At 30.3% G+C, this 24,248-nt stretch carries 23 protein-coding genes and 2 pseudogenes; 24 read left to right on the top strand and 1 reads right to left on the bottom strand.

Features of this window, described 5'->3' with window-relative positions; translation table 11 throughout:
* Positions 1–36 precede the first annotated feature (36 nt).
* From OW730_RS16935 to OW730_RS16925, 3 genes are all read left to right on the top strand, one after another.
* Positions 37–1,800 (top strand): 5'-nucleotidase C-terminal domain-containing protein, encoded by a 1,764-nt coding sequence (locus tag OW730_RS16935; protein ID WP_271225229.1) that lies wholly within the window; start codon positions 37–39, stop codon positions 1,798–1,800.
* A 388-nt stretch (positions 1,801–2,188) separates the two neighbouring features.
* Positions 2,189–3,370, top strand: a complete 1,182-nt coding sequence (locus OW730_RS16930) for a YibE/F family protein (RefSeq protein WP_271225228.1) — start codon at positions 2,189–2,191, stop codon at positions 3,368–3,370.
* Between the two features lie 175 nt (positions 3,371–3,545).
* Positions 3,546–3,767 carry a DUF4177 domain-containing protein gene (locus OW730_RS16925; RefSeq protein WP_271225227.1) on the top strand — a complete coding sequence of 74 codons (222 nt, stop codon included), beginning with the start codon at positions 3,546–3,548 and terminating at the stop codon, positions 3,765–3,767.
* A 78-nt stretch (positions 3,768–3,845) separates the two neighbouring features.
* On the opposite strand, the gene ychF is transcribed toward OW730_RS16925, so the two are convergent.
* Positions 3,846–4,943, bottom strand: coding sequence for a redox-regulated ATPase YchF (gene ychF / locus OW730_RS16920; RefSeq protein ID WP_271225226.1), 1,098 nt, complete (start codon positions 4,941–4,943; stop codon positions 3,846–3,848).
* A 349-nt stretch (positions 4,944–5,292) separates the two neighbouring features.
* On the opposite strand from ychF, the gene OW730_RS16915 reads away from it, so the two are divergent.
* The 21 genes and pseudogenes from OW730_RS16915 (at position 5,293) to OW730_RS16815 (ending at position 24,154) form a co-directional block, all read left to right on the top strand.
* Complete coding sequence (locus OW730_RS16915; protein WP_271225225.1) at positions 5,293–6,039, top strand: DUF1186 domain-containing protein; 747 nt, start codon at positions 5,293–5,295, stop codon at positions 6,037–6,039.
* A 212-nt stretch (positions 6,040–6,251) separates the two neighbouring features.
* Positions 6,252–6,650 carry an IS200/IS605 family transposase gene (gene tnpA, locus OW730_RS16910; RefSeq protein WP_271225224.1) on the top strand — a complete coding sequence of 133 codons (399 nt, stop codon included), beginning with the start codon at positions 6,252–6,254 and terminating at the stop codon, positions 6,648–6,650.
* Positions 6,651–6,660: 10 nt separating this feature from the next.
* A pseudogene (locus OW730_RS16905) lies at positions 6,661–6,831 on the top strand (helix-turn-helix domain-containing protein); the annotation flags it as partial.
* 102 nt (positions 6,832–6,933) lie between these two features.
* Positions 6,934–8,151 carry an IS21 family transposase gene (gene istA, locus OW730_RS16900; RefSeq protein ID WP_271224840.1) on the top strand — a complete coding sequence of 406 codons (1,218 nt, stop codon included), beginning with the start codon at positions 6,934–6,936 and terminating at the stop codon, positions 8,149–8,151.
* Positions 8,152–8,155: 4 nt separating this feature from the next.
* Positions 8,156–8,923 (top strand): IS21-like element helper ATPase IstB, encoded by a 768-nt coding sequence (gene istB, locus OW730_RS16895; protein ID WP_271224841.1) that lies wholly within the window; start codon positions 8,156–8,158, stop codon positions 8,921–8,923.
* Positions 8,924–9,085: 162 nt separating this feature from the next.
* Positions 9,086–9,232: pseudogene (locus OW730_RS16890) on the top strand (zinc ribbon domain-containing protein); the annotation flags it as partial.
* A gap of 777 nt (positions 9,233–10,009) precedes the next feature.
* The gene (gene mraZ / locus OW730_RS16885) at positions 10,010–10,438 is read left to right on the top strand and encodes a division/cell wall cluster transcriptional repressor MraZ (protein WP_271229588.1); all 429 of its coding nucleotides are present in this window, start codon (positions 10,010–10,012) and stop codon (positions 10,436–10,438) included.
* Between the two features lie 50 nt (positions 10,439–10,488).
* On the top strand, positions 10,489–11,421 hold the full coding sequence (gene rsmH, locus OW730_RS16880; RefSeq protein WP_271225223.1) for a 16S rRNA (cytosine(1402)-N(4))-methyltransferase RsmH: 933 nt from the start codon (positions 10,489–10,491) through the stop codon (positions 11,419–11,421).
* Positions 11,422–11,464: 43 nt separating this feature from the next.
* A complete protein-coding gene (locus tag OW730_RS16875) occupies positions 11,465–11,962 on the top strand; it encodes a hypothetical protein (RefSeq protein WP_271225222.1) in 498 nt (165 codons plus the stop codon).
* A gap of 21 nt (positions 11,963–11,983) precedes the next feature.
* Positions 11,984–14,170 (top strand): stage V sporulation protein D, encoded by a 2,187-nt coding sequence (locus OW730_RS16870; protein WP_271225221.1) that lies wholly within the window; start codon positions 11,984–11,986, stop codon positions 14,168–14,170.
* A 92-nt stretch (positions 14,171–14,262) separates the two neighbouring features.
* Positions 14,263–15,630, top strand: coding sequence for a UDP-N-acetylmuramoyl-tripeptide--D-alanyl-D-alanine ligase (locus OW730_RS16865; protein ID WP_271225220.1), 1,368 nt, complete (start codon positions 14,263–14,265; stop codon positions 15,628–15,630).
* Positions 15,631–15,690: 60 nt separating this feature from the next.
* Entirely contained in the window at positions 15,691–16,662 is a 972-nt protein-coding gene (gene mraY / locus OW730_RS16860; protein ID WP_271225219.1) for a phospho-N-acetylmuramoyl-pentapeptide-transferase, read from the top strand.
* A 20-nt stretch (positions 16,663–16,682) separates the two neighbouring features.
* Positions 16,683–17,780 carry a putative lipid II flippase FtsW gene (ftsW, locus tag OW730_RS16855; RefSeq protein WP_271225218.1) on the top strand — a complete coding sequence of 366 codons (1,098 nt, stop codon included), beginning with the start codon at positions 16,683–16,685 and terminating at the stop codon, positions 17,778–17,780.
* A gap of 52 nt (positions 17,781–17,832) precedes the next feature.
* Positions 17,833–18,711: a cell division protein FtsQ/DivIB gene (locus OW730_RS16850; protein WP_271225217.1), complete on the top strand. Its 879-nt coding sequence runs from the start codon at positions 17,833–17,835 to the stop codon at positions 18,709–18,711.
* A 108-nt stretch (positions 18,712–18,819) separates the two neighbouring features.
* On the top strand, positions 18,820–19,485 hold the full coding sequence (locus tag OW730_RS16845; protein ID WP_271225216.1) for a YggS family pyridoxal phosphate-dependent enzyme: 666 nt from the start codon (positions 18,820–18,822) through the stop codon (positions 19,483–19,485).
* A 12-nt stretch (positions 19,486–19,497) separates the two neighbouring features.
* Positions 19,498–19,962, top strand: a complete 465-nt coding sequence (locus tag OW730_RS16840) for a cell division protein SepF (protein ID WP_271225215.1) — start codon at positions 19,498–19,500, stop codon at positions 19,960–19,962.
* Between the two features lie 30 nt (positions 19,963–19,992).
* On the top strand, positions 19,993–20,778 hold the full coding sequence (locus OW730_RS16835; RefSeq protein ID WP_271225214.1) for a YlmH family RNA-binding protein: 786 nt from the start codon (positions 19,993–19,995) through the stop codon (positions 20,776–20,778).
* Positions 20,779–20,909: 131 nt separating this feature from the next.
* Complete coding sequence (locus OW730_RS16830; protein ID WP_271225213.1) at positions 20,910–21,560, top strand: DivIVA domain-containing protein; 651 nt, start codon at positions 20,910–20,912, stop codon at positions 21,558–21,560.
* Positions 21,561–21,889: 329 nt separating this feature from the next.
* Positions 21,890–22,582 (top strand): 5'-methylthioadenosine/adenosylhomocysteine nucleosidase, encoded by a 693-nt coding sequence (locus OW730_RS16825; RefSeq protein ID WP_271225212.1) that lies wholly within the window; start codon positions 21,890–21,892, stop codon positions 22,580–22,582.
* 8 nt (positions 22,583–22,590) lie between these two features.
* Entirely contained in the window at positions 22,591–23,409 is an 819-nt protein-coding gene (gene aroF, locus OW730_RS16820) for a 3-deoxy-7-phosphoheptulonate synthase (protein ID WP_271225211.1), read from the top strand.
* Between the two features lie 154 nt (positions 23,410–23,563).
* Positions 23,564–24,154 carry a TraR/DksA C4-type zinc finger protein gene (locus OW730_RS16815; protein WP_271225210.1) on the top strand — a complete coding sequence of 197 codons (591 nt, stop codon included), beginning with the start codon at positions 23,564–23,566 and terminating at the stop codon, positions 24,152–24,154.
* The last annotated feature ends 94 nt before the right edge of the window (positions 24,155–24,248 follow it).

Here is a 24,248-nt window from a genome sequence, read left to right as displayed (position 1 = left end):
AAACTATTAAAAAATTATCTTCAGGGGGGTAATCTAATGAGAAACAAGATGAAAAGAATCCTTTCCATGCTTATGATGTGTACAATGATCTTAAGCATGACAAGTGGTATGGTTTTTGCTGAAGAAGCAACAAGCCAAAAAGCATCTACAACTAAGGAAACAAAAGTTGAACAAGTTGAAAATGTAATTGATATTCTTTCAGTGAATGACTTTCACGGAAACGTAAAAGAAAACGGAAAGGATATTGGAATGGCTAAAATGGTTGGATATATAAACGACCAAAAAGCTATGAATCCAAATACACTTGTTGTTTCAGCAGGTGATAGTTATCAAGGTACAGCACTTTCAAATTTAACATTTGGTGCACCTGTAAATGAAATGTATAAAGCTATGGGGCTTACTGCATCAGCAGTTGGTAACCACGAGTTTGACTGGGGTGCTCATCGTATAGCACAATGGTCTAAAGACGGTGGATTCCCATTCTTAGCCGCAAACATCTATGAAAAAGAAACTGGAGAACCTGTTTCTTGGGCAAAGCCTTACATTATCAAAGAAGTTGCAGGTAAAAAGATTGCATTTATTGGTCTATCTACAATTATGACTAAAGACCAAACAAGTGTAGAGAACGTTAGAACATTAGAATTTAAATCAGCTGCAGAAGGAGCAAAGATTTGGATTGAATATCTTAAAGCTGGAAAAGCTGAGGAAGGTACTCCAGATGTAATAGTTGCTTTAACGCACGTTCCTGCATATCAAGAAAATTATGGTTCTGATCCAACTTTACCAGTAACAGGAGACGAGATTGAAGCTTTATGTGCAGTTGAAGGTTTAGATGCTGTAATTACAGGACACTCTCATACAACTGTTGCAGGTTATGTAAATGGTACTCCAGTAGTACAAGCATATAAAAATGGTCGTGCAGTAGGTAAAATTTCAATTGAGTTAAACGATGATAAATCTGTAAAAGCAATAACTCCATCAGTTACTGCAGTTTACAAAATATCAAATGATATTATTGAAAATGAAGAAACTAAAGCTACATATGATAAGTTCGATAAAGAGTTTGAACCAATTACTAGCGAAGTAATCGGTCAATTAGAAGGTAACTTAGACCACGGAAAGCAAATGAAAAATGTAACTCCATTAGGATACTGGGTTGCTGATCTTATGAGAAAAGCTACAGGAGTTCAAATTGGTTTAACAAACGGTGGTGGTTTAAGAATTCCACTAAAAGAAGGCGAAATCACAATGGGTCATATGTATGAAGTTATGCCTTTTGATAATACTTTATACACAATGGAAGTAACAGGTGCTCACTTAAAAGCATTAGTTGACCACGGAATTGAAGCAGATTTTATGGGTGATGGACAAGTGGCAGGTGTTAAAGTTGTTTACGATCCAACTAAAGAATATGAGAATAGAATTGTAAGTATTACTTTAGAAGATGGAACACCTATTGAAATGGACAAGACATATACACTAGTAACAAATGATTTCATTGCTGGTAATCGTGATAAATATAATTTCGATGCTGCTACAAACAGAAAAGATACATTTGTTCCAATTAGAGATGTCCTTGTTAAAGCATTTAAAGCGGAGAAAGTTGTAGCTCCTTCAGTAGAAGGACTTTTCGTAGCAAAAGCTCCTGAAACTAAGACGTACACAATTGAATCAGGTGATGTTCTTTGGAAGATAGCTGAGAAATTTGGTACAACTTATCAAAAGCTTGCTGAAATGAATAAAATAACTAACCCACACTTAATCTTTGCAGGTGATACATTAGTAGTACCAGCTAACTAAGAGTGAAATTTAAAGCCTTTCTCCATTTATGGAGGGGCTTTTCTTTTAGTAAAGTATTACAATAAAACATAGTTGACAGTTGAAAGTGGACAATGGACAACGAATGATATTTCACTCTGTGAAATTTAAATTGTATTGTTCCTTGGGTATTGAGATTTAGCTTGTTTCATTTTAAAATGAAATATTGTATTTAAAATAAAATTTTTTATCATAGATAAGAATATGTAGACACTCTGTTCTAAGATAATGAAATATAGCTTCTCATGAAAGTGAGAAGCATCCATCGTTGTCCACTGTCAACTGTCAACTGTCCGTTTTTTTTATTAGTGTTTATATTTCACCGCTTAAGAAGTATAATAAGAGAAGATGTTAGCAAAGGAGAAGGAATATGAAAAAAATACTAAAGATTACTGTGTTTTTACTTATATTAATAAGTTTTACTGGTTGTACGAGTAATATTAAAAAAGAAACCAAAGAAAGTTTAAAATATGATAACTTAGCTGAGTATTATGAAGATGATATGTCCAAGCCAGAGTATAGTGTGGTAAAGGCAAAAGTTATACGTGTTGATAGGGATGATACAAAAGAAGAACGTCCAGATGTGCCTATTCAACAAGATATTAGATATCAGCACCTTTATGTAAGGATTTTAACTGGGAATCATAAGGGTGAAGAATATTCTTTAAGAAATACTATCGAGATGGTAAACCCTTATAGATTAATTTTTAATAAGGGAGATAAAATGTATATCTATCTATTTGAAAATGAAGATGGTAAGGTGGGGAATATTCATATTTATGAAAGAATAAGAGATACTGCGATTATATGGTTAATAATTGCTTTCTTAGCCCTATTGGTTATTGTGGGTGGAATGAAGGGGCTTAAAGCTGTTATTACTCTTGTGTTTACTGTATTAGTAATTAGCTTTATTATGCTTCCTTTAATATTAAAAGGATATAATCCACTATTAATTACAGTGGGAGCAGTATCTGTTACTACTACATTTTCCCTTGTAATAATTAGTGGGTGGAATAGAAAGACTCGTACTGCTATTTTGGGGACAGTAGGAGGGGTTCTTATAGCAGCTGTTGTTGCTTGGGTAGTAGGTCAATTTGCTATGTTAACGGGTCTTGGTGATGAGCAAGCAAATATGTTGGCATATATACCTCAAAATAGACATCTTGATTTTAAGGGAATATTATTAGCTGGTATTATAATAGGAGCATTAGGTGCTGTTATGGATGTAGCGTTATCTGTAGCTTCTGCAATGTGGGAGATAGAAGAAAATTCTCCTAATATCTCAACAAAAAAATTAATACAGTCTGGGATGAATATTGGAAAAGATGTTATGGGGTCAATGTCTAATACGTTGATTTTAGCGTATGTTGGTGGATCTATTCATTTACTGTTATTATTTATAGCATACAATGTATCTTTAGCAGAGATTTTAAATATGGATATGATAGCATCAGAGATTGTTAGAGCTGTAGCTGGAAGTATTGGGTTAATTTCAGCAATACCTCTTACTACATGGATTGGTGGTACAATAGGAAGGAAAAGAAAGAAATAATAGAGAAAAAAGAATAAAAAAATAAAGAATAAAGAATAAAGAACAAATCAGGAAGATATTCTTCATTCTTCAGAATATCGTAAAAACATTAATTTTTAGAGCTAATGATTATTGAAACATTGACTGTAAAATTTAATATTGGTATAATGTGGTAAAATGGTGTGGGGGTACAAAGATGGAAAGAAATCAAGAGTATGAATACAGGTTTATAAAAGTAGATTTAACAACTTTTGCAACATTAAAGCCAAAAGAAAATTATCATGGGATAATTGAAGAACATGCTAGGGATGGATGGAGACTTGTTCAGATATTTTCACCAGCAGTGGGGGTAGGAGGGTTTTCAAAGTATTTTGAGATTATTTTAGAAAGACCTATCACTAATAGATTAAGTGAGTAGATAGTAATTATAGTAGGAACTACTTCGTAGATTTATATTAAAAAGCTCGGCTTAAACCGAGCTTTTAAAATTTATTTTCTAAACGTTAAATCTAAAGTTAACTACGTCTCCATCTTTCATTATATACTCTTTACCTTCAAGTCTATAGCAGCCCTTTTCTTTAGCTACAGCTTCAGAACCACACTCAACTAATTGGTCAAAGCTTACTATTTCTGCTCTGATAAATCCTCTTTCTATATCTGAGTGGATTTTACCAGCAGCTTGAGGTGCTTTAGTTCCTTTTCTGATTGTCCATGCTCTAACTTCTTGAGGACCAGCAGTTAAGTAACTCATTAAGCCTAAAAGATCGTATGAAGCATGTATTAACTTATCAAGTCCTGATTCAGTTAATCCATATTCACTTAACATCTCAAGTTTCTCTTCATCGTCAAGAGTTGAAAGTTCTTCTTCAAGTTTAGCGCATACTGTAACAACTCCAGAGTTTTCAGAAGCAGCATGCTCTTTAACAATTTTAACTAAGTCGTTATCTAAGTTACCAGCAGCTAAATCTTCTTCAGAAATATTTGCTGCATAAAGAACAGGTTTTGAAGTTATAAGGAAAAGTGAATTAATAATCTCTTGTTCATCATCTGAAACTTCTAATGTTCTAACAGGTTTATTATCTTCTAAATGAACTTTAACTTTTTCCATTACAGCCATTTCAGCTTTAGCAAGTTTATCTCCAGATTTAGCAAGTTTAGAAGTTTTAGCTATTCTTCTTTCAAGAACTTCTAAATCTGAGAAGATTAACTCTAAGTTAATAGTTTCAATATCTCTAATTGGATCTACAGATCCTTCAACGTGAACTACATTTTCATCAACAAAGCATCTTACAACATGTACAATTGATGCAACTTCTCTAATATGTGATAAGAATTTGTTTCCTAGACCTTCTCCTTGAGAAGCTCCTTTAACAAGTCCGGCAATATCATAAAATTCAATTGCAGTTGGAACTTTTTTCTTTGAGTTATAAATTCCCTGAAGAACATCAAGACGTTTATCAGGTACACTAACAACTCCTACATTTGGGTCTATTGTACAGAATGGGTAGTTTGCTGATTCTGCTCCAGCTTTTGTGATTGCATTAAACAATGTACTCTTACCTACATTAGGTAAACCTACTATTCCTAATTTCATTTATGTTAACAGTCCTTTCTTTCATTAGTTATTTATTTTATTCGCCATGAATGGCTATTTTTTCTCATCCTTAAAATTATACTCTACAAGTACTATTATTTCAAGAAAGGATTGTAGATAAAGAATAGAGAAAAGAGAAAAAAGAAAAAAATGGGGTTATTTTTCTTCCTATCGTCAGAAAAAAATATATAAAACCTACCAAATAACTAAACTTATTTTAATTTCATGAATAAACTATGGGTTATCGAAGAATCTATATTATAAAAAAATAAAATTGTTTTTAATTTTGATTAAAGCTAGGATATTTGTCCATAATTAGAATAGAAAATGAATAATTGAGGTGAAAAATATGTTGGATTTGATTAAAAGTATAGAATACTGGAACGGTACTGTTCCCAAAAAACAAATAAAAGAAATAATTGATAGAAGGAGAGAGTCTGTCCCTTTGCTTATTGATATATTAAAGAAAGTTCTAAAAGAACCTGAGAAATTTTCAAAAGATAATAATTATATTGGACATAAAGTTGCAATATATTTGCTTGCTCAATTTAAATGCAGTGAAGCTTTCGAAGATATTATTAAATTTTATTCTTTGGAAGAGAGCTTAGCATATGACTTATTAGGATATAATCTTACATATGACGAAAGTAGAGTTTTGGCATCTACTTATAATGGAAATCTGTCGTTATTAACTAATATTATTGAAGATAAGAATATATATGAAGTTCATAGGGTTGCCTGTGTTGATGCATTAAAGATTTTAGCTCTTCAGGCAGTTGTGGACAGAAAAAAAGTCATTGACTATTATAAGGAATTAATGAGGAAATCTAAAGGTAAAAGCCAGAGTGAAGTGGAGTGTGCGGTATTTAATAGTCTGGAACTTTACCCTGAAGAATTAATGGATGAAATAGAAAGATTATATGCTGAGAAGAGAATTGATGAAAGCATCATGTTTAAATGCAGCTTTAAGCAAACACTTGAAATGAAAAAAGAGGATGTCATTGAATGTTATAGTTCTCAAACATCAAACTCATTTATTGAAGATATATTAAATGAAATGATTTTTTGGGAAGAGATATCAGGAGAGATATATTAATACAAAGAATAAAGAACAGAGAACAAAGAACAAAGAAGAAATAAGGTTATTTTTCTTCCCTTTGTCAGAAAAAAATTATAATGATATTTAACGTAACTAGCAGAAGTCTCCCATCTTCTATAAGTGGGAGATGAATGCGTAAAAATAACTTGCTCCTATTATTTTTGCATTAAAATATAATCAGTAGTTAATAATAGAAATGGGTGATAATTATGAAATTAGATACAAATAATCATTCAGTGTTCTTATTGCATTATCATCTTGTATTAGTTATAAAATATAGAAGAGAAGTAATAAATACTGATATAAGTAATAGGTTAAAAGAAATATTTGAGAATATTAGTCCAAAATACAATATATTTATTGAAGAATGGGAGTATGATAATAATCATGTACATGTATTATTCAAAGCACACCCTAATAGTGAATTGTCAAAATTCATAAATGCTTATAAAAGTGCTAGCAGTAGGCTTATAAAAAAAGAATTTCCAGATATAAAGAAAAAGTTATGGAAAGAATACTTTTGGTCAAGAAGCTATTGCTTACTTACAACAGGTGGTTCGCCTATAGAAGTAATAAAGAAATATATTCAAACTCAAGGTAAAAAGTGAGGTGAGGGAGTTGTTAAAAGCTTATAAATATAGAATCTATCCTAATTCAGAGCAAAGATTATATTTGGCTAAAACATTTGGTTGCACTAGATTCATATACAATAAAATGTTAGCTGATAGGATAAAATCTTATGAAGAAAACAAGGATTTAGACATAAAAAAAGTGAAATATCCAACTCCTGTGTAAATTATATAATCAAATTAGCCAAAAATTATAATCTCAAACTACACAAATTTGTACATTTTTTAGTATAATATTTCAAAAAAAGTTAGGAGAAATATTATGAGAAAAGATGTGTCAAATCAAATAAATTTAATAAGAGAGGAGATAGATTTATTGAATAAAAGCGAATTAGCTAGACGATTTAATTGCGATAGAAGAACAATCGATAAGTACTTAACAGAATCAAATAGTTCTACAAGAAAACCTAGAGTTATTAATGGGAAACTTGATGATTATAAAGAAATAGTTAAAGATAAAGCTGATAACTATGGATCTACTTCAATGGCTATATTCAAATTTATACAGAAAAAAGGCTATACAGGAGGATACCAAACAGTAAATAGTTTTGTGAAAAAACATAGAAAATCACAGGTGAAAAAAGCAACAATAAGGTTTGATACAAGTCCAGGACTTCAAGCTCAAGTAGATTGGAAAGAAAGTATAAAAATGATTAATAAGGAAGGTGAAGTATTTGAAGTAAATATATTTTTGATGGTTCTAGGATATTCAAGACTAAAATATTTGAAATTAACAATGGATAGAACTCAAAAAACTCTGTTTGAATGTTTATTTGAAGCTTTTAGATATTATCAAGGGATACCTAAAGAAATACTTTTCGATAATATGTCCACGGTAGTGGATAGGAATACTACTTCTTTTAAAAATGTATCCATAAATAAAAATTTCAAATACTTCTCTATGGATGCTGGGTTTGATGTAATCACATGTAGACCATATAGGCCTCAAACTAAAGGTAAAGTAGAAACTCTAGCGAAGCTAGTGGACAGGCTAACGCCTTTTAATGAAGAATTCAATACATTTGAAGATTTAGAGAAGATAGTAGAATCATTTAATCATGATATTAATAGTGAAATTTCACAAGCAACGAACGAGGTACCATTTATAAGATTTGAAAAAGAAAAAGAGTATTTAAACCCGTTACCTACAATGGATATCCTTCTATCATATTTCCACCACGAAAAAGAATATAAGGTATCTAATGAATCCATGATTAGATATAAAGGTAAAAAATACTCCGTTCCAACCTGTTATATAGGTTGTTATTTAACCGTTTCAGAAATAGAATCTGAACTTTATATTTATTATACTAAAGATTTAGTTGCTTGTCATAAGATATCCGATAAAACTTTTCACTATAAAAAAGATCATGCAAAAGAAATACTACTTTCAAATGCTCTGAGCCATTATGCAGAAGATGATGTAGAACTTTTTATTGAAGAAAACTTAAAGAATATGGATATTTTTTTAGAGGAGTGATTAAATGAGTAATTATAACAAACTACTTAATAACCTTGAAACACTGAAATTAGAGAAATTTAGAAGTTTTCTGCCAAACTTCTTAGATGAAATAACTAATAAGGATCTTACATTTATTGATGCTTTATTAGCATTGACAGAGAAAGAATTAGAATTTAGAAATGAGAGAGCTTCAAGGATTCAGATAGCTGTATCTGCATTTCCTTTTGAAAAAACTTTGTCAGATTTTGATTTCGATTTTCAACCTTCAATAAACAAAACTCAAATATTAGATTTAGAGAGTTTAAGGTTCATTGAAAATAAAGAAAACATACTATTCTTTGGTTCTTCAGGGGTTGGAAAAACTCACTTAGCTGTAGCACTTGGTGTTGCTGCAGCTAAGAAAAGACATTTAACTTATTTTATATCATGTCATGATTTAATTATGCAGCTCAACAAAGCTCATGCGGAGAATAGATTAGAAACAAAATTAAAACACTATGCAAAGTACAAGTTATTAATTATTGATGAAATAGGTTATCTACCAATTGATAAACAAGGTGCTAACCTATTGTTTCAATTAATAAATAAGAGATACGAGAAAAATTCAACTATTATAACTACCAATCAACCTTTTAGTAAATGGGGTGAAGTTTTTTCAGATATTACACTTGCTAACGCAATATTGGATAGACTGATTCATCATTCAAGTATTGTTAAAATCACTGGACCATCCTATAGATTAAAAGGAAAGATAGAGGTAATGGAAAGTAAGAAAATCAAAAATCAATAATTATAATAATTGTACATTTTGAGATTATAATTTTTGTGCATTTTGGGATTGACATTTACATCCTGCACAATATAAAAAAGAATTCCCTTGGTTAAAAGAAGTTGATAGTTTAGATTTAGCCAATGCCCAATTAAACTTGAATAAAGCTTATAAAAATTTCTTTCTAGTAGTCAATTATGTTCTGAATGTGGTTATAAAAACAAAGAAGTGAAAAACTTAGGACTCAGAGAGTGGATTTGTCCTAACTGTAATGCGAAGCATGATAGAGATATAAATGCAAGTAAAAATCTACTGAAACTAGCTATATAGTTTCGGTAATAATTAAGGTCGGTGCGACCTTGTAAGCTTGGGTAAACTTGCTCTATTGGGAGTATTGACCAAGAAGCCCCCACTTCAATGAAGTAAGTAGAGGGTAGTTCACAATAGTAAACATCTATTATTTAAGAGAAATGGTTTTGTATAATCATTTCTTTTTTTATGAATTCATGCTGGATATTGAAGGCGATTCTGCTAATATTTTAACATTTTTGTTGGTTATGAATCAAAAACAGTTTCTTCTTTATATATTAAAAAAATGTTGAATCTTAACTACAATATTTTTTCTGGGAAAAAATGAGTGAAATCTCTATGACCTTAAGAACAATGTAATGTAGTTTCTGCATTAAAAGCAGAAACATCCATCATTCTCCATTCTACATTCTCAATTCTCCATTTGTTTTTACTCGTGGGATTTTACTCCACTGGATAAAAAATAAAAATGAATGTGGGATTTCTCTCCACCACGAAAATAATATATTTGAAAGTGGGAATTCCCTCCACCACATAAATAATAGTATAAAAATTACTTAATTATTTACATAATATAAAATAAATTGAATATTTGAATATAATTAGATGGTAGATATGATTGAATGAATGGCTATTGGTAAGGGATTTGAGATGATTTAAAAAAATTTTCATTAAAATTAAAAAAATTTAAAGAAATTTTTAAAAATAAAAGGGTTTTCCTAATTTTTATAGAATATAAAACATTAAGTGGTTGAAAGTGGTGCAAAGTGGAGAAAAAGGGTTGCATGGGGTGCTATTATGTTTATTGGGGAATACAAACACGCAATTGATAGTAAAAATAGAATGATAGTACCATCTAAATTCAGAGAGGGATTGGGCAGTTCTTTTGTATTAACAAAGGGACTGGATGGATGCTTATATGCGTACCCGATGGATGAATGGAAGGAATTAGAAAAAAAATTAAGAGCCCTTCCGCTTACTAGCAAAGATGCTAGAGCCTTCGTGAGATTCTTTTTTTCCGGTGCCAATGAGATTAATATTGACAAACAAGGTAGAGCATTATTACCACAAACATTAAAAGAATATGCAGCTATAGAAAAGGAAATAGTAAGTATAGGTGTAGCTTCAAGAATTGAAATATGGAGCAGCGAAAAGTGGGAAAGCTACAATGATTCTGATATTGATTTTGAGGCAATAGCAGAAAAAATGAGTGAATTAGGTATTTAATTAAATCTAATAAATATAAAACTAAAGAAAGAAACATAGAGGAGAATATTATGGAATTTAAACATACATCAGTATTATTAGAAGAATGTATTGAGGCACTTGATATTAAAGAGAGTGGAACTTATGTTGACTGTACTATGGGTGGAGCAGGACATTCAAAAGAGATCATTAAGAAATTAAGTAAAGAAGGAAAATTGATCGGCATTGATCAGGATATGGATGCAATTAAAACTGCTACTGAAAGATTAAAGGAATATGATAACAAAATTATTGTACACGATAATTTTTATAATATTGATTACATACTTGAAAAAATCCATGTGCCTAAAGTTGATGGGATACTAATGGATTTAGGAGTTTCATCATATCAGCTAGACACTGCAGAAAGAGGATTTAGCTACATGAGAGAGGCTAAATTAGATATGAGAATGGACAGAGAGGCTGAATTAAGTGCATATGAAGTTGTAAATGAATATGATGAGGAGGAATTAACTAGAATCTTTAAAGAGTATGGGGAAGAAAGATTTGCTAGAAGAATAGCAAGAAGAATTGGTGAAAAAAGAAGTGAAAAGCCAATTGAAACCACAATGGAATTAGTTAATATCATTGAAGCAGCCATACCAAATAAAACTAAAGTTAGAGGATCTCATCCAGCAAAAAGAACTTTTCAAGCTATTAGAATAGAAGTAAATAGTGAATTAAGTATATTAAATAAAGCTATTGAAGATTCAGTAGCTAGATTAAATAAAGGTGGAAGATTAGCCATAATTACATTCCACTCATTAGAAGACAGGATTGTAAAACACAAGTTTAAAGAACTTGCTACAGGTTGTACTTGCCCACGAGATTTCCCAATCTGTGTATGTGGAAATGAGCCAAAGGTAAAATTAGTAACAAGAAAACCAATTGAAGCAACAGAATTTGAATTAGAACACAATACAAGAAGTAGAAGTGCAAAACTTAGAGTTATTGAGAAAGTATAATTTATAACTTAAATAGTTCTAAAAAATCAGGAAGGTGAATAAAGTGATAGTAGTCGATAAGAAAAATATTGTAATGGGAAGTAATGCTTTAGAAAGTTCGGCTTTACCTGAAGTTGCGCCTAAGACTCAGAAAAAGAAAAAAAGTGAAGTAAAAAAACATATATATATTCAAGAACACAAGGCATATAAGAGAAAAAGAAATATAATGACTTTTGGATGTATAAGCTTGTTCTTTGTTTTAGGTATGATTACTGTTGGTAGATATAATTTAATATTTGAACAGCAAAAGAAAATTGAGAGACTTAAATCTGAATATAAAAGTTATCAGTTTAAAAATGATAACTTGAAATTAAGTTTAGCAAAAGGGTTTTCACTGAATGAACTTGAGGATTATTCAATAAAGAATCTTCAAATGAAAGCGGTTGATAAGGAAGATTGCACATATGCTGATTTATCAAAAGACCATTTTGCAAATCCAACTGTAAAATCTGCTTCAAGTCAAAAAGGAATTTTTGATAAATTGGTAAAGTTACTTTTTTAAAACTTCCCAAGTGGAGGTTATATGAAAGAGTTTAGAGATAATGCTGAAAGGAAAAAACGGTTATTTTTTGTCTTTATAGGAGTGATGATTTTATTATCAATCCTCACTGTTAGACTTCTGTATGTAATGACATTTAAAAGTAATGAGTTTAAAGAACTTGCCTATAATCAATGGACCAGTGGTGTTAAGGTTGAACCTAAAAGGGGTACAATTTACGACAGAAATGGAAAGGAATTAGTGGTAAGTGAAAACGTACATAAGGTTAATTTAGATCTTTCAATACTTAGAAAAGAACTAAAGGGAAAAAATATTTCTGAAGAAGCATTAGCAAAAGATTTATCTGAAATACTTAACATTGAATATGAAAAGGTTATTGATGAAATGACTAAAACCCTTCCAAATGGAAAACCAAGAGGAAGTGCAATTTTAAAACGAAGAATTGATGAAAAAGAACAAAAAGATCTTAGAAAATACATAGAAAAAAATGAATATGCAGGAATATTAATTTCTCCTGATACAAAAAGATACTATGAAAATGGTAACTTTTTATCACACATTCTCGGACATACACGAAGCGATGGTGTGGGTTTAACTGGGGTTGAGTTAAGTTATGATAAATATCTTGCGGGAGTTCCAGGTAGAAGAATAGAAGAGATTGATAATGAAAAGAGTGAAAATAAGCCGTATACCATCAGTAAGTTCACAGATTCTATTGATGGGAAAGGGCTTGTTCTTACAATAGACAAGAATATTCAGGAGTTTGCAGAGAAAGCTGCAAATGAAGCTATGATTGATAATGATGCTAAGGCAGTATCAATTATTGTTTCTGATCCTAAGACTGGAGAAATTTTAGCACTGGTAAATAAACCTGATTATGACTTGAATGACCCTTGGATAAGTGACAATTTTAATGAAAATCAAAAGTTTTGGAGAAATAGAGCTGTTAATGACACCTTTGAACCAGGTTCTATTTTTAAGATAATTACAGCAACTGCTGCAGTAGCAGAAGGTGTAGTAAATGATAATGATAAATTTGCTTGTTCTGGCAGCATGCAAGTAGCAAATAAAGTGATTCGTTGTCATAAGAGAACAGGACATGGAGAACAGACTTTTGCAGAAATAATTCAGAATTCATGTAACATGGGATTCATTGTACTTGGTAAAAGATTAGGTGCAGAAAAACTAACTAAATATATTAAATTATTTGGATTAGGTGAAAAAACAGGCATTGATCTAAGTGGAGAGGCAAAAGGGATAATTAAGAAAGCAAAAGATATTTCAGAAGTCGACTTAGCAACAATTTCATTTGGACAAACTAATACATTATCTATGATACAATATATCAGAGCATTAAATGTATTAGCAAATGGAGGAGATTTGGTAACTCCACATGTGATGAGGGCAATTATTCATAAAGATGATGAAGGTAATGTCACTGTAGATAAAACTTTTAGTAGTAAAGTAGAGAAGAGCATTGACGAAGATATTGCTAAAGAAATGAGAGATTATCTTGAGAAAGTTGTAGAGATTGGTGGAGGGAAAAAAGCTTATATACCTGGTTATAGGATAGGTGGAAAAACTGGAACAGCACAAAAAGTAGATTATCAAAAAGGTGGATATGCTTCAGGAAAGTATGTAGCATCCTTTGGTGGTATGGCGCCTTGTGATGATCCAATTGTTTCAATAATGATTTCCATTGATGAACCTAATCCAGCTTTGTATTATGCTGGGCAGATAGCAGCGCCAGTTGCTAAAACTTTATTCTTTGATATATTAAATTATTATGGAATGGAGCCAGAGGGAGATAAAGAAAAGTTAGAAAGGTTCTTAAAGAAGGATATAATACTTCCTGAATTCAGAGGGCTTGATATTGAGGATTGTAAGAAGTTAGCTAAAGATTTTAATATCAAGTTGCGAATAGAGGGTAATGGAAAGTATATTAATGATATGACACCTAAACCTGGATTTACCATAAAGGAAGAAGATGAAATTTTATTGTATCTAGGTGATGAAATACAAGGTGAAATGAAAGTGGTTATGCCAGATTTAATAGGTATGACTGGAGATAGAGCTAAAAAGGTCCTTGAAAAGTTAGGATTGGAATATGTAGTTTCTGGAGAGGGTGTAGTAACAAGTACAACCCCTAAAGCTGGTATTATAATCAATAAAGGCAGCAAGGTTATTATAAACCTTGACCGTGATTATTAGAAAGATAGATTATAATTACACAAATGTGATATAATTAAAATACCGGCAGATAACTCTGCCGGGTTTTTAAAGTGAGTGAGAGGAGTATGGAAATGAAGCTTACATCTAGAGAATTAATAGAAACACTTAAGGGTGAAGTTATAACATACGGTAAAGAGGTATCCATACAAGGGGTTGAAACTGATACTAGAAGGCTAAAGGAAAATTTTATCTTTTTTGCATTAAAAGGTGCGAGAGTAGATGGAAATGACTTGGTTGATGAGGCAGTAAAAAATGGTGCAGTTTTGTGTGTTGTGGATAAGTATAAAGAAGAATTTAAGAAATATGAAAACACTATAACTATAGTTAAGGTGGAAAATTCTAGAGAAGCTTTATATCAACTTGCACAATATTATCGAGGCAAGTTCAATATTAAAGTCATAGGTATTACAGGTTCTACTGGGAAGACCTCAACAAAGGATATATTATCTGGAGCTTTGAGTGAAAAATATAAAGTATTTAAAACTATTGGCAATTATAATAGTGATATAGGATTACCACTTATGATATTTAAGTTCAAAGATGAACATGAGATTGCAGTACTAGAAATGGGAATGAGTGGTTTTGGTGAGATAGAGTTACTAGCAAAAATTGCTCGACCTGACATGGCAATAATAACGAATATTGGAGAATCTCATCTTGAACAATTAAAAACAAGAGAAAATATACTTAAAGCAAAGATGGAGATAGTGAAGTACTTCAATGAAAATAATATTTTAATAATCAATAATGACGATGATATGTTGAGTACTGTAGCTGATGAGAAATTTGAGATTATACGATGCTCAATTCATGGAGATGGGACTATGAAATCTAATATTCTTGAATTGAATATATCAGAAAGTTTCTTTAAAATTACTGATGGAAAATTTTGCGGGGATACATTCAATTTAAAAATGCCTGGAGAACATAATGTTTCTAATGCACTCTTAACTATTGCTGTTTGTGAAAAATTGGGGATGTGCTCAGAGGAAATCAATAGAGGATTTAAAAATATTGATAAGACTTCAATGAGATTAGATATTAAGAAGCATGAAGAAAAAGGATATTTAATTATCAATGATGCGTATAATGCAAGTCCAGACTCAATGAAGGCAGCTATTGATGTAATGAATACAATACATGGAAAGAAGATTTGTGTTTTTGGAACTATGAAAGAACTTGGTGAAACTAGTGATGAACTACATAGAGAAATAGGAGAGTATGCACTTAAGCATGGTATAGAAAAAATGTTTGTTCTTGGAGAATATAGTGAATATTATCTTGATGGGTTTAAAGGTAAAGAGGGATATATCTTTAATACAAAAGAAGAACTAATAGAGAAGTTAAAAGGGGAACTATCTGAAGAACATGTAGTATTAATAAAGGCATCAAGATCAATGAAGTTTGAAACTATTTATAGTGAGCTTCTTGAAAGTTAGTTAAATAATGTACGTAATTATTGCAGATGCCAAAATTAAAGAACGAGAGAGGTTAAAGATATGAGTAAGATTATTTATGCGGTTATACTATCGACTATTATTACGCTTGTGATTACACCCTTTATATTGAAATTATTGATTAAGTTAAAAACAGGGCAAAATATTAGAGAAGAAGGGCCGAGAAGTCATTTTACTAAAGCTGGGACTCCAAGTATGGGAGGTTTGATTTTTATTATAGCGACCATTCTAACTTTTTTCTTAGTAGCTGGATGGGAAACCTTTTTCTCAGGAGAATCTTTATTGGTAATGATTTCATTTTTGTGTTTTGGATTTATTGGGTTCTTGGATGACTACCTAAAGATTGTTAAGAAGGTTAATGAAGGATTAAAATCAAAACAAAAATTTGTGTTGCAGATTTTCTTTGGCTTGATAATTGGAGTTTTAGCTATGAGAATATTGGGGTCAACTGAAATTATGATTCCTTTCACAGGAATATATGTGGATTTAAAATGGTTATATGTACCTTTTATAATTATCTATATGACAGCAACTACAAATGCAACTAATTTGACAGATGGAATTGATGGATTATTAACATCAGTATCTATTCTTGTGATTACTTTCTTTGCTTTAGTTTGTTATAGCTTTTCAAATTATCCTTTAGCAATTTTTTGTGGAATATTAGCTGGTGCTTTATTAGGATTTTTAAGAGTGAATTCTTATCCTGCATCTGTGTTTATGGGGGATACTGGGTCTTTAGCAATAGGTGGAGCTATTGGAGCTGTTGCTCTTATATTAAAGATAGAATTGATAGTTTTAATTGTAGGGGGAATCTATGTATTAGAAGCTCTTTCTGTTATTATTCAGGTGGGAGTTTATAAGAAAACTAAAAAAAGAGTATTTAAGATGGCACCTTTACATCATCATTTTGAAGAATTAGGGTGGCATGAGAATAAAGTAGTTTCTATGTTTTCAATTATTACAGTTATATTGTGTTTATTAGGATTTTTAGCAATTACATTTAATGTATAAGTAATTTTCAGGAGGGAGAAATGGCAAAAGTAAAAAAAAGAATAGGAGAAATTGATTTTTATCTTCTAAGTACTGTCTTAATCCTCGTAGCAATAGGTATTGTTATGGTTTGGAGTGCTTCTTCTTATGTAGCTCTTCATAAGAACAATAATGCAAATTATTATTTAATTAAACAATTAATCAATGTATCAATTGGTTTAATTGGAATGATTTTTGCGATTAATGTTGATTATCAGAAATATAAGAAATTAACTATTCCAATTGCCATAATAACATTCATTTTGTTAGTGGTGGTGCTATTCTCAAAACCAATTAATGGTGCAACTAGATGGATAAATTTAGGGTTTACTACAATTCAACCTTCAGAGATAGCTAAATACGCTGTTGTTTTAATATTAGCATTTAGCTTAGAAAAAGCAGGAGAAAAAATTAAAAAATTTACTGTATTAATATTCCACCTTTTAATAGGGGGTGGCTTCGCTTTTATGGTATTGCTTGAAAAAAATATGAGTATTTTCTCAGTAATGGTTATTGTAACCTTTATAGTTGTATTTATTGACGGTGCTAAATTCATACATCTGTTTGGTCTTGGTATTTCAGCATTTGTTGGAGGTATATACTTGATTTTTTCAGCAGATTATAGAGTAAAGCGTTTAATGAGTTTTACTGACCCATGGGTGGATCCCTTAGGAGATGGATATCAATTAATACAATCCTTTTATGCATTAGGAACTGGTGGTCTTATGGGGGTAGGTCTTGGGCAATCAAGACAAAAAGCTTTTTATATTCCTGAACCTCATAATGATTTTATTTTTTCAATTATTGGCGAGGAGTTAGGCTTTATAGGATGTATAACAATAATATTGTTGTTTTGTTTTTTCATAATTAGAGGTATTGGAATTGCATTTAAGGCAAAAGATACATATGGAACTCTCATTGCTGTGGGATTCACTTCAATAATCGCAATACAGGCAATAATTAATATTGCAGTAGTATCAGGTAGTATGCCTGTAACAGGTGTACCATTACCATTTATTAGCTATGGAGGAAGTGCAATAGCTATAAATTTATTCGCTATGGGAGTACTTCTCAATATATCGAAACAAAATTCAAAATAAATTTAAAGCTGAGCGACAGCTCAGCTTTAATGATATATGAGGTGAATTTTTTATGGTAAAGAAAAAGAAGAGTGGCAAAGGAAAATACAGTTCAAATGAGCGAAGTGAACAGCATTATGGTGACTATATTTTAAGAAATAAGGAGAAGCTCATTAAAAAGAGAAAAAAGAAACGTCTAGTGAACAAGTTAGTATTATTATTTTTAGTATTAGTTTCAGTAGGGGTTTATGTGGCATTAAAACAAGAGATATTTAATATCAAATCGATAGTTGTAACAGGCAATAAGATTGTTAAAACAGAGGAAATAAAGATGCTTGCTAATGTAAGGCTTGGAGATAATATTTTTACTTTAAAAGATAATCAAATTAAAGAAAATGTTATGATAAATGGTTATATTAAGAGTGTGGATATTCAAAGGACTTTTCCAGATAAAATAACTCTAAGTGTAGAGGAAAGAAATGCATTTTACTTTGAAAAAATAGGTGAAGTGTATTATATTCTAGATAAGGAATGTTATGTACTTGAAGGAAAAAGTAATTTGAGTGGATTAAATCTCTTGGAAGTAAAAGGATTGAATTTTGAAGGAATGACAATTGGTGAAAAACTTAAAATTGAAGATATTAGAAAAGTGAGTTTTTTAAGTGAGCTGGAGGGATTAATAAAAAGAAATACAAGTGAATTAGAAATACATGAAGTTAATTTAATGGATATGAATAATATAAATTTAAATATAGGTAGCTTCAATGTTAAGTTAGGAAGAGAAGATAACTTACAAGATAAGTTAAATAAAGCTATAAACATTTATTTAGAAAAGAATTTAGAAAATTTCAGTGGATATATTGATGTTGGTTTTGAAGGAAACCCGGTTATTTATATTAACGAAAGAAATGAAGAAGAGGATACTGAAAAAAATGGAGATGACACAAATTAACAAAAGATTATAAAAAATCTTGTATTATACTAATTAATTCGTTAAATAGTCGTAAAAAAAAGAGGAAATTGACAATTTATAAAGAAGTATAACAAGGGAGGAATAATTATGAGTTTAAGTGTTATAGATAATGTAAAAAAAATACGAAAAGAGATTCCAGAAACTGTATCATTGATATGTGTTTCTAAAACTAAACCAAATGAGTTGATAATGGAGGCTTATGAAGCTGGAGAAAGAGAATTTGGTGAAAATAAGGCTCAGGATCTGAGAGATAAGTATGAAGAACTGCCAAAGGACATAAAATGGCATTTTATAGGTCATTTGCAGCGAAATAAGATTAAATATATAGTAGGGAAAATTCATCTGCTTCATTCTTTAGATGGTGTTAAACTTCTTCAAGAATTGGAGAAAAGGTATGAAAAAGAAGGATTAGAATTGAATGCCTTAATTCAGATTAATGTTGGAGAAGAAGAAAGTAAGACAGGAATACATAAAAACGAAGTTAATGACTTCATTCAAGAAGTTGAAAAATGTTCACATATTAAGGTTAAAGGTATTATGGCGATTATACCTAAAGGCGATGAGGAACAGTGTAGAAATTATTTTAGAGAAATGAAAGAAATGTTTGATGACCTAAAAAAGGTGAATTACAAGAATATATCAATGGAGATTCTATCAATGGGTATGTCAGGTGATTATAAAATTGCTATTGAAGAAGGCTCAAATATGATAAGAGTAGGTACTGGAGTATTTGGAAATAGAGAGTATAAATAAGGAGGAGTAGGAATGGGAAAGAAGAGAGGAAGTAAGTTTTTTAACAATATGCTTGGTCTTCATGAAGAAGAATATGATGAATTTGATGAGTTAGAAGAAGAAGAGGAAGAAGTAGAGAGAATAAAACCTATAAGAACGCACAAAATAAATAATGTAGTTGACATACAATCTGCAGGAGCTTCAATTTCTTCTAGTTCACCTAGAGTATTTATTTCAAAACCTGCTGACTTTGAAGAAGCAACAGTAATTATTGATAACTTAAAAAGTAAAAAAATTGTTGTAGTAAATACAAACAATATTGATAGTAAAGTTGGACAAAGATTATTAGACTTTATAAGTGGAGCTACATATGCATTATCAGCTGAGCTTCAGCAGATAGATAAAGGTGTATATCTATTGTCACCATCAAATGTTGCTGTTGATAGTTCTCTTAAAAATGAACTATCAAATAAAGGGATGTTCAGTTTTATAAAATAATATTCGATAATGAATATATGAGGACTTGAAATGAATAAAGAAAAATTTATTAATTTTTTTACTAAAGAAGAACAATCTAGTGCAATAAAAGTATATAATTCACTACAAATGAGTATGGATTATAATACACTTATTCTGGTAGATGAATTTTTGACTCCAAATATTTGGTATAAAACGTCCTTGTTTCTTAAAAACTACAATATTAAAATTATAACAGATGGATTTTTTGATAATGCAGAAAGACGAATGGTTGCATTTTATCCAAATGAGTGGGTGTCACCTATTGAGTTCCCATACGTTGTTATTAAAATAACTAATAAATCAAAGTTTAAGAAGCTTGAACATAGACATTATTTAGGCACAATATTATCTTTAGGTTTGAGGAGAGAAAAAATTGGAGATGTATTGCTAAATAATGATACATGTTATTTTGCTATAGTCGATGATATAGCAGAGTATATAATTAATTCACTTGAAAAAATAAATGGTTGTGCAGTTAGTATAGAAAAAATTGCAAAAGAAGATTACCTTTCAATTCAAAGTTCCATTGAACTTAAAGAAAAAATAATATTATCTTCAAGTATGCGCATTGACTGTATTGTAAGTGCAGTTACTAATCTTTCAAGAAGTAAAGGTGAGGCAATTATTTCATCAGGGAAGGTAATGGTTGACTACAGTATTGTTAATAAGAAAAACTTTGAGATTAAAGAAGGATCCAGGTTGACAATTAGAGGTTTTGGAAAATTTATAGTAAGTGAGATTGTTGGAACTACAAAAAAGGATAGGTTTAGAGTTAAATTATTACAATATAAATAGAATGAGATTTTGTAATCATATTACCTGAAATTTCATAGTAGTATAGTTGTTTCAAATTTAATATGTAACAGAATTGAGTTCATATTATACAAATACTCGAAAGGGGGGAAGGTTACTTCGTAACCGGAACAATGAATTTATCACCCAATGATATAAATAATAGAGAATTTAGAAGAGCTATGAGAGGCTATAAGAGAGACGAAGTAGAGGACTTTCTTGCAGATGTAGCTGAAGATTTTGAAAAACTATACAAAGAAAATGGTGTTTTAAAGGATAAAGTCAGCATGTTAGAGGAACGTTTAAAGCATTATAAAGATATGGAAGAAACAATTCAGAAAACTTTAGTGATGGCACAGAATACTGCTGAGGAAGCTAAAAAAAATGCTCTTAGAGAAAGTGAGTTAATTATTAAAGATGCTAATGAAACTGGAGCTAGAATAATTGACAGATCTAAAAATGATGTAATTAAAATAAATGATGAGTACGATAAACTTAAAGCTGAGTTCAATATATTCAGAAGTAAATTTAGAAACTTTATGAATAGCCAAATTGATATGTTTGAAAGTCTTGAAAAAGATTTTGAAAAGACTTATAGTATAGGTGTTGAATCTCATGATAATGATGATAAAACTGTTAAGTATGAAGAATTTAAAAAAGAATTAAAAGAGATTAATGATGAAAACATAGATAAGACAGTAGCTTTTAATGCAAGTGAAATTAATGCACGAAGCAAAAACAGAGTTGACTCTCTAGACAATATAAAAACATTCTTTTCAGAATAACTCACTCGCAATTTGAGTGAGATTTTTATTGACTATTATTCAAAGGGAAGTTATCATTTCAATAGAGAGTTATTGGTATTAAAACTTATTTATTCAAGTAATTCAAAAGGGATAAATATTATATAAAGAACAATTTATTGATTTGATTTTGTTAATCTAAATATTTTTTCTGACCATAGGAAGAAAAGAAACCTAATTTGTTCTTTATTCTTTTTCACTATTCTTTACTGAATAAATTTTGGGTTAAAGACAATAAATTACTTAATAAATTAAGCTTTATGATAGAATAGCTACAGTTAATTATGGTATACATTTAAGGAGGAAGAATAATGATTGTTGGTATTATTGGAGCAATGAAAGAAGAAGTTGAAATACTTGTAAGCGAGATGGAAATTGAGAGAGTTGAAAAAAAGGCTAGAATGGAATTCAATTATGGAACAATTCAAGGTAAAAAAGCTGTAATTGTTACAAGTGGAATAGGTAAGGTTAATGCTGCTGTTTGTACACAGATATTAATAGATGATTTTAATGTGGATTGTGTAATAAATGTTGGAATAGCAGGTGGACTTAAGGAAGATATTTTCCCTGGTGATGTTGTAGTTGCAACTGATCTTGTTCAACACGATATGGATACAACTTTCTTTGGAGATAAACTTGGTCAAATCCCAAGATTAGATACATTTGATTTTAAATGTGATGAAACACTTGTAGAAAAAGCATTTAATGCTTGTAAAAAGGGTGTTTATAATAAGTTCGAAAAGGGAAGAATTGTATCAGGAGATCAATTTATTAGCAGCGGAGAAAAATTAAAAGCTTTAGATATGGAATTTAATGCTTATGCATGTGAAATGGAAGGTGCAAGTATTGCACAAGTTGCATATTTAAATAATGTACCTTTCGTTGTTATAAGATCCATATCAGATAATGCAATAAATGGTACTCATATGGATTATGAAAAATTCTCTCCAATAGCTATAGAGAATTCAACAAAAATTCTTAGAGATATGTTGAAAAATATGTAGGTGGTAAAATGACTAAACTATTAATTGATAAAACCTCAGGTGAAGATATCAAGTTTACTATTGGTAAAGATGACGTAGAGAAGGTTGCCATTGGTGATAAAAAGGTAATTATTTCAGGTCCATGTTCTGTTGAAGATATAGATACTATGAGGTCAATATGTAAGAGGTTAAAAGAAATTGGTGTTCATATATTAAGAGGTGGAGCTTTTAAACCTAGAACAAGTCCATATGATTTTCAAGGACTTGGGGAAGAAGGCGTAAAAATCTTACATGAAGTAAGTAGAGAGAATAAAATGCCTTTTGTAACAGAAGTTATGGATGCACGACATATAGAACTGATTGAACCATATGCTGATATGCTTCAGATTGGATCAAGAAATATGTATAATTATACGCTCTTAAAAGAAGTTGGGAAGCTAGATATTCCAATTATTTTAAAGAGAGGAATGAGTGCAACTCTAAGTGAATGGTTATTAGCTGCAGAATATATTTTAAAAGAAGGTAATGAAAAGGTTATTATGTGTGAAAGAGGAATAAGAACCTTTGAGAATTATACTAGAAATACATTAGATTTAAATTCAGTTGCAGTAATAAAAAATAAGTATCGTTTACCTGTAATAGTTGATCCTAGTCATGGAACAGGATTAAGGGAATTAGTATCCACTATGTCATTATCTGCAATTGCTACTGGGTGTGATGGTCTAATAATTGAATCTCATACTCATCCTGACAATGCTGTTTCAGATGCTAGACAAACAATATCCATAGAAACATTAAAAGACTTGAATGATAAAATAAAATTGATGGAGACAATTTTAGGTAACTAAAATATTTTTAAATTACCCCAATATTAATTATTTTGACTAGAAATTTACACAACATGAAAAAAACAAAGAACATTTGATATTTTCCTAATGTGTAAATTAAGTTTCAGTATAGTTTATATAAACTTTAGAAAAAATATAATAAAGGGGTGATTTTATGGCTATGAAAAACTATCAAATTTATAAAGATGCTCTTTTAAAAGAAAAAGAAAGAGTTGAAAGTTTATTACAAGGTATGGATAAGGGAATCTATATGCAGGAAATAGGTGGCGAATTAGCTGTTGTAGATAACCATCCAGCTGATATAGGTGAAGAGATGGCTATAAGTGATACAGCACGAGCACTTAGAGGAAATGAAAACAAGATTTTAAACAAAATTGATAATTCTCTTAAAAAAATTGAAGATGGTACATATGGGATTTGTCCTATGTGCAGTAAAACAATTAATAAAGAGCGATTAGAGTTTATGCCTTATGCTGAGTACTGTATAAAGTGTCAAAATGACTTAACTTCTGTATATAAGAATGATTTTACTAGAAGACCATTAGAAGAACAGGTTTTAGAGCCTTTTAACTATGGATATAATGATTTTAAAGATGATCCAGGGTTTGATGCTGAAGATACTTATCAAGCTGTTGAAAGTTTTAACAGACAAAAGAATTTAGATGATTATTATTATGATGATGATGAGTATGTTGAAGGAATAGAAGCTATTAGTAATGGACAATATAGACATCAGTTATACTAAAAATAAATAAAGAGAATAAAGAACAGAGAAGAAAGAACAAATGAGGTGAATATTCTTCATACTTCAGAATTTGTTCTCTGTTCTTTGCTATTTG

Source organism: Oceanirhabdus sp. W0125-5, assembly GCF_027938815.1.
Classification (GTDB): domain Bacteria; phylum Bacillota; class Clostridia; order Clostridiales; family Clostridiaceae; genus Oceanirhabdus.
This window is presented reverse-complemented; position numbering and strand designations above follow the sequence as displayed.